The 6,699-nt window shown below is 54.4% G+C and carries 7 protein-coding genes; 1 reads left to right on the top strand and 6 read right to left on the bottom strand.

Annotation, left to right across the window (positions count from 1 at the left end; all coding sequences use genetic code 11):
- Together JHD74_RS27105 and JHD74_RS21240 are read right to left on the bottom strand one after the other, a co-directional pair.
- Positions 1-230, bottom strand: a 230-nt coding sequence (locus tag JHD74_RS27105; RefSeq protein WP_199063464.1) for a DUF1240 domain-containing protein, incomplete at its 3' end; no start/stop codon positions are given.
- Positions 231-396: 166 nt separating this feature from the next.
- Positions 397-534, bottom strand: coding sequence for a hypothetical protein (locus JHD74_RS21240; RefSeq protein WP_196061529.1), 138 nt, complete (start codon positions 532-534; stop codon positions 397-399).
- A 145-nt stretch (positions 535-679) separates the two neighbouring features.
- Here JHD74_RS21240 and JHD74_RS21235 point away from each other — a divergent pair, with 145 nt between their 5' ends.
- Complete coding sequence (locus JHD74_RS21235) at positions 680-934, top strand: YkgJ family cysteine cluster protein (RefSeq protein ID WP_024528054.1); 255 nt, start codon at positions 680-682, stop codon at positions 932-934.
- On the opposite strand, the gene JHD74_RS21230 is transcribed toward JHD74_RS21235, so the two are convergent.
- The 4 genes from JHD74_RS21230 to JHD74_RS21215 all read right to left on the bottom strand — a co-directional run bounded on the left by JHD74_RS21230 (position 898) and on the right by JHD74_RS21215 (position 6,614).
- Positions 898-2,109: a sugar efflux transporter gene (locus JHD74_RS21230; RefSeq protein WP_199063463.1), complete on the bottom strand. Its 1,212-nt coding sequence runs from the start codon at positions 2,107-2,109 to the stop codon at positions 898-900. The genes JHD74_RS21235 and JHD74_RS21230 overlap by 37 nt on opposite strands.
- A gap of 161 nt (positions 2,110-2,270) precedes the next feature.
- Complete coding sequence (gene torA, locus JHD74_RS21225; protein ID WP_074028240.1) at positions 2,271-4,751, bottom strand: trimethylamine-N-oxide reductase TorA; 2,481 nt, start codon at positions 4,749-4,751, stop codon at positions 2,271-2,273.
- A 12-nt stretch (positions 4,752-4,763) separates the two neighbouring features.
- Entirely contained in the window at positions 4,764-5,924 is a 1,161-nt protein-coding gene (locus tag JHD74_RS21220) for a NapC/NirT family cytochrome c (protein WP_024528057.1), read from the bottom strand.
- Positions 5,925-6,152: 228 nt separating this feature from the next.
- Positions 6,153-6,614: an NUDIX domain-containing protein gene (locus tag JHD74_RS21215; protein WP_024528058.1), complete on the bottom strand. Its 462-nt coding sequence runs from the start codon at positions 6,612-6,614 to the stop codon at positions 6,153-6,155.
- Positions 6,615-6,699 lie beyond the last annotated feature (85 nt).

Here is a 6,699-nt window from a genome sequence, read left to right as displayed (position 1 = left end):
CCCCCCCCCCCCCCCCCCCCCCCCCCCCCCCCCCCCCCCCCCCCCCCCCCCCTTTTTAGATGTGTATAAGAGACAGCTATCATGATTAAATACTTACTGATTACCATGTTATATTTTGGTTGCCTGTCAAAAATAAAGAAAAAAACAGAGCAAGAAAAAGTATAGAGTATCAAAGGCGTTGCAAAAAAGCAGACAAATATAGAGGCTGAAAATGTTATTTTATCCTTCATTAATATCAATGAGATAATGTGGCTGTAAATCAATATCGATAAGCATATAAATATAATCAGTAATGCCGTTGCTCCTAATATTTTCCAAAATCGATTATTTACACTCATCTTCTTAACCCATTGAGGATATATTGAAAGTTTGCTTCTGGTGTTCTTGGTTTTACCTTCAATCGCTTAATGCTTTCTCTAAGCCGATAGAGTCAAGAAACTCATGTTGGGGTTTTAGCTGGTTGATCCCGACATTACCCTTCAGGAAATCCCCCATGTAGCCTTCCCAACTCGGGTTGAAATTTTTATCTGACATGATCTCACTCCATTGATAGTTCTAAGCTTTCCACTCCATTGAAAAATAAACTCTAGCACTATTGGTAAGCATTGTGAATGAGTATAACTTAATGCGGCGTTCTGCTATTGTCTCAGCCACATAATCAGCCCCTATAGGATCGCAGATGGACTGCCGTGCCGACTGTGGTGCCTGCTGTATCGCACCTTCGATTTCCAGCCCGATCCCTGGTATGCCCAACGGCAAACCGGCCAATACCCGTTGCATCCATCTGGACCAGCAACTGCGTTGTGGAATATTTCATTCGCCGCTGCGGCCCAAAGTCTGCGGCAGCCTGCAGGCCAGCCGTGAAATGTGCCACGATCGCCGTGATGAGGCGCTGATCTATCTTGCCAAGTTGGAGGTGGATACCGCGCCTTGAACGTCCTTCAGCCGCCACAGGCATAGCACCGCACCCAGGACCATCGCCAACGCAAAGTAAAATACCGCGTGATAACTCCACATTTCAGCCACGACCCCGGCGATCGAACCGGCAATAATCCAGCCAACGCGGGTGGTATTGGTAAACAGCGTGGTGGCCGCCCCGGCCTGGCCGGGCATCAAATCCTGGAAATAGAGCATACCAATCCCCGCCAGCACCCCGATAAACAGCGCATTCAGCAGTTGCAGGGCGATCAGTTGCCAAGTACCGGTTATAAACAGTAGCCCGGCATAGAACAGCACCCCGGCAATCACCGCACAACGCATCAGGAAGCGCTTGCCAAAGCGTTGGGCCACCATGCCTGCGAGCAACATGGTCGGGATTTCCAGCCCGGCAGCGGTACCCATCAGTATTCCCGTCAGTTTTTCCGGTAACTGCAGTTCCCGCACCATGTACAGCGGCATATTGATCAAGTACATGCTGTTGGCCGTCCACATTAACGTGCAGGCCATAAACAGCAATAACGTATCCCGGCGGTTCTGGCGGGGGGCTTCCAGCGTCGCCCCGCCGGTACTCTGCACTTTTGGCATGGAGGGCAACATCTTCCATACCAGCGCTCCGCAGAGAATAAAGGCGGTGGCGGCGGCCAGATACATCACCTTAAAACCAAACCCCAAGGCCAGCGCAAAGGCGATCGGTGGCCCAATCACCCAGGCCAGCGAAACCTGAGCACGCAGGATAGAACTGAACATCACCGTTCCCCGGCCGGTGTGCTCGGCATGTTCTCGTGCCAAGGCAAACATCTGTGGGTTGGCGGTCGAGCCGAAGCTGCTCAGCAACACGCCGACGAACAGCAGCAGGTAATAGTTACGGTTCCAGGCGAACAGCGCACAAGCCAAGGCACCCAACATGCAGCAAAGAAAGATCAGTGATTTGCGATCGCCCCTCTTATCTGAGCGGCTGGCCAGAAACTGGCTGACCAAAATGCCGATCACCGCGCTGCCGGTAAAGAACAGCCCGACCATCGTTGGCCGTACGTTCACTTCGGTGGAGAGGAACAGACTCAGCGTGGGCGTCTGTAAGGCACCGGCAATCCCGGTGAGAAAAGCCACGACCAGAAATGCCAACGACGTTAAATCGGGCAAGCGTCGTGTCGCCGCAGTTGAAGTACGCATAAGCTGAATGAATAGCCAAAGAGAAGGGAGACGCGCGCATAATACGCTCGTTTAAAAAAAACAAAAACCTGTTTCAATCAAGGAATGGGTAACTAGATGGTATCTGTCGGCAGAAAAAGAGCAGGGTGATGTCACCATCACCCTGCTCTGGTGGCTAGCGGTTATGCGCCAGCAGGAACGTCATGCGCGGTATTCTTCAGCACTTCACCCTGATATTTCTCAATTTCCAGCTGTGCCATCTGGCCACAGTTGCCCTGGGCCAGGTTGGATGAGCCAATATCGAAAGTCAGGCAGTTAACGTTGCCGTTCTTACAGATCGACCCCGGCGTCGACGGATCGGCCGGATCGTACCAGGCCCCTTCGCTGATCCGCACCGCACCTGGACGCACGTCCTCACTGACAATGGCACCAACCAGGATCTGCCCACGGTCGTTAAACGCCCGCACCAGGTCGCCGTTGGTGATATTGCGCGATTTGGCATCCTCTGGATGGATCAAGATCGCTTCACGGTCGGCCACCGCATACTTCTTACGCAGCGGCGTGTTGTCGAGCTGTGAGTGCAGGCGGTTGGTCGGGTGCGCGGTATTCAGTGACAGCGGGTATTTGGCTGCCTCTGGGCCACGATACCATTCATGCGGTGGCATCCAGGTAGGAATACCTTTGCAATCCAGATACTCCATCTTCGAGATGGCATCGGAGTAGATCTCAATCTTGCCGGAAGGCGTTCCCAACGGATTTAGCAGCGGGTTTTCACGGTAATCGGCGAAACGTACCCACTGTTTGTTTTCCTGCGGGATCGGGAAACGAATGTAGTTGTTCGACGCCCAGAACATGTCAAACGGCGGCAGGGCAACGCGGGCGGCGCGGGCCTGCAACTTCATGTCGTCGTACATGCCTTTCAGCCACTGGGTTTCATCCTTGCCTTCGGTAAAGGCATCCAGCACGCCGAGCTTGGCGGCCAGAGCGGCGAAGATGTCGAAGTCGTTGCGTGACTCATGCTGCGGCGGTACGCACTGATGCATCGGGAAGACGTACAGCTGCGAGTAGTCACCGCCCATCTCCAGATCGTTACGCTCATAGCTGGTGGTCGCGGGCAGCACGATATCCGCATGCTTGGCGGTCGCCGTCCAGTACGGTTCGTTAACCACGATGGTTTCCGGGCGCTGCCAGGCTTTGACCAGATTGTTGGTGTCCTGATGCTGGTGGAAGGTATTACCACCGGCCACGTACACCATCTTCACGTCTGGGTAAGTGACATCGGTCCCATTGAAGTGAATGGTCTTGCCTGGGTTGGTCAGGCATTCGGCGATACGAGCCACCGGGATTGGCGTTGGTGAATTTTTCGGTGCATTCCCCGCAGAGATACCGGAGAGGATGCCGCCTTTGGCCGTTGGGCTACCGCCGGAAGAGTAGTGATAGCTGAAGCCAAAGCCGCCGCCTGGCAGGCCGATCTGGCCAAGCATGGCCGCCACGGTCACCAGCAACCAGTGCTGCTGCTCACCGTGATGCTGACGCTGGATCCCCCAGCCGCCCATGATCATGGTGCGCTGTTTCGCCATATCGCGCGCCAACTGGCGCAGCACTTCGGCATCGACGCCGCTGATATCGGCAGCCCACTCGGCCGTTTTCGGCGTACCGTCGGTTTCACCCAGCAGATAGGCCTGGAACTTGTCGAAGCCTACGGTGTAGGTTTTCAGGAAGTCCGGGTTATGCAGCTTTTCGGTCAACAGGGTGTGGGCGATACCGATCAGCATCGCGCTGTCGGTGTACGGACGCGGAGCGATCCACTGTGCGCCGACATATTTGGCACTGTCGCTGTGCACCGGATCGATGCTGATGATGCGGGTGCCTTTCTTCTTCAGTGCCTCAAAGCCGGTCTGGCCGACGTGGTCGGGTACGTTCCAGCTGTTTTTCAGCGTAACCATCGGGTTACAGCCCCACAGGATCACCAGTTGGCTGTTGTCGATGACGTTTGGCCAGGCGGTTTGCTGTTCGTAAACCTCCATTGACCCCATCACGTGCGACATGATCACCTGTGCAGCACCGGTAGAATAGTCACCGGCGTAGCCAAGGAAGCCGCCGCTCAGGTTCATCAGGCGTTGCAGCAGGGTACGGCTGTTGTGCAGCATGCCCACGCTTTTCCAGCCGTAAGAACCGGCATAGATCGACTGCGGGCCGTGATCTTTTTGCAAACGGACGATTTCGTTACCGACCAGATCGATCGCTTTTTCCCAACTGACGCGCACCCATTCATCGTTGCCGCGCAGCTCGGTGCGGCTGCCAGGGCCGCCTTCCAGCCAGCTTTTACGTACCATTGGGTACTTGATACGGTTTTCCGCATGGACCTGGTGGGGAGCCATGGTGATCAGATCGTTCGGGTAAGGATCGTCTTTGACCGGCAACACGCCAACCATTTTTCCGTCTTGCACGATAGCTTCAAATGCGCCCCAGTGCGCCCCGGTCAGGATGCCTTTCTGCGCCTGACGTAAGGCCACAAACTGTGGCAAGGCCTGGCTGATGGCTTCCGCCAACGCTGATTTAGGCCATAGGCCCGCAAATAGAGGCACGGCGGCCAAGGCGCTGGCACCGGTCAGGAAACGACGGCGGCTCATGGCCAATGGTTGTTGTTGGTACTTGCTCATTTCGCTTCTCCCTTAACTTTTGGCCGGTGTGGCAGGTTGCATATCGCTGGCATGTTTCTGAACGTACTGCGTCAGAACGCGCAGTTGTTCTTGTGACAGCGAGGTGCGAGGAGCCATACCTTTAATCACGCCGATCCACTGGTTGGCGTTGAAGCGATCAAGGGCGGTCAGGCCGTGGCAGCCGGTACAGTTGGCGGACATCATATCGGCAGTGTAACGCCAGATTTTCTGCTGATCGTCGATCAGTTGCTTACGTGGTAACCACACCTGCAATGAAACCTGATGCCAGACCAGGCCAGTTTCGGCGTCGGTCATGGTGCTGCCGGTTTTCAGCAGTTTGCGCGCATCTTCGCCCAGCAGGACGCTTAGGATACGTTTACCTTGCGCAGCGTAGAATACTTCGCTGACGCCATCCTGTTGCCAGCCGCTGACGTCAACCAGCACCTTGTCACCTTCCTGTTTCACGACGTGAACTTCGGTTGAAGGCATCAGGTTACCGGCATTATGCGTATCGTCGGCTTTCAGGAAGAACGGTTCGGTGGCGATGGTGAACAGCGTGGTCGCTGTTGGAGAGGTTTCCGCCGCGGCTTTCGCCAGTTCGGCAGCGCCAGCCTGTGCGGCACCGCTCATATCCGGCAGGATATGCGCAACGCCCTTGTGGCAGTCGATACAGGTTTCGCCTTGCTTGATGGCCACCGGGTGTTGAATACGGGCTTCAGGACGCTGGGCGGTGATATCCATGGCATCAAAACTATGGCAAGAACGGCAGGTGGCCGAATCGTTTTCTTTCAGCGTTTTCCACACCGATTGCGCCATGGCCAGCTTATGGGCTTCGTATTTTTCCGGGGTGTCGATTTTGCCGGTCATTTCGCCGTATATGTCTTTCACCGCGCGGATCTTGGTCCACAGGTAATCGAGCGGCTCATGAGGGACGTGGCAATCGGCGCATTCAGCGCGGATCCCCTTGGCGTTCTGGAAGTGGACACTGCCTTGATATTCGGCCAGAGGTTGTTGCATGGTGTGGCAGGAGACACAGAAGGCGGTATCGCTGGTTTTATGGAAGACCGTTGCGGTCCCTGCCAGCAGTGCGGCGCCGAGAATAATCCCGATCACCAAAATCCAAAGCCATCCCCACCGGCGTCGCTTTTCAAAGCCAGCTTGTTTTTTGCTCATATTGAACCCACTTATAGTTATGAAATACCAAGGAAAAACTTGCCAAAAAGGTTTCGACACCAGGTCAAAAACACCTGGATAAGTATAGGTATTTTCGCAAAAGAAACCTAATACCTTAGGGGTATTTACAGTGAAAAGTAGAGTGATTGAGCAATAAATTAGCGTTATATTCTATTTTACATAACGCTATGCTTGAGATGAACAGAGGAGAAATTACAGGGGATAACGTCATAATATAGGCAGATATACCTGTTGGCTCAACCATAGGTGGATCGCCGTTCTGCTCGCTTCAAAATGAGGCTCCGGCAGGTCGTGCGGGGAACACCAGCGCCATTCGGCACATTTTTCCGGCTCTTTCAGCTCGGCTTCCCCTCCTGGATGCTGAACCAGCATACAGATCGACACCGTATGTTTTCCCTCTGCCCGCCAGGTTTGCAGATTATTGCTGACACCAATAAAGGTTGGCGGAGCTATCTGCAACCCGGTCTCTTCGGCGATTTCGCGTTGGGCACACTGCTCAAAGGTTTCCCCCGCGTCAAGATGACCCCCGGGGATCGACCAAAAAGGGGCATGGGTGCTGCAGCGTTTCCCCAGCAGGATTTGCCCTTGAGCGTTAACGATTATGACCCCGATACCGGTGGCAACCATGTTGTTATCTTCCTTCAGCACTGTTTCAGCACAGTATGCCATTTTCCCCTGTACATGGGGGCTTTAGCCAGAAAAGTGTGCGTAAGGTCAAAAAACTATCACGCCGAGATCGAGAAAACTTGCTTTC

This window comes from Serratia sp. ASV30 (assembly GCF_016428815.1).
In the GTDB taxonomy this organism is placed as follows: Bacteria; Pseudomonadota; Gammaproteobacteria; order Enterobacterales; family Enterobacteriaceae; genus Chania; species Chania fonticola_C.
The sequence above is the reverse complement of the archived record's forward strand: the minus strand, read 5'-3'. Positions and strand labels throughout refer to the sequence as shown.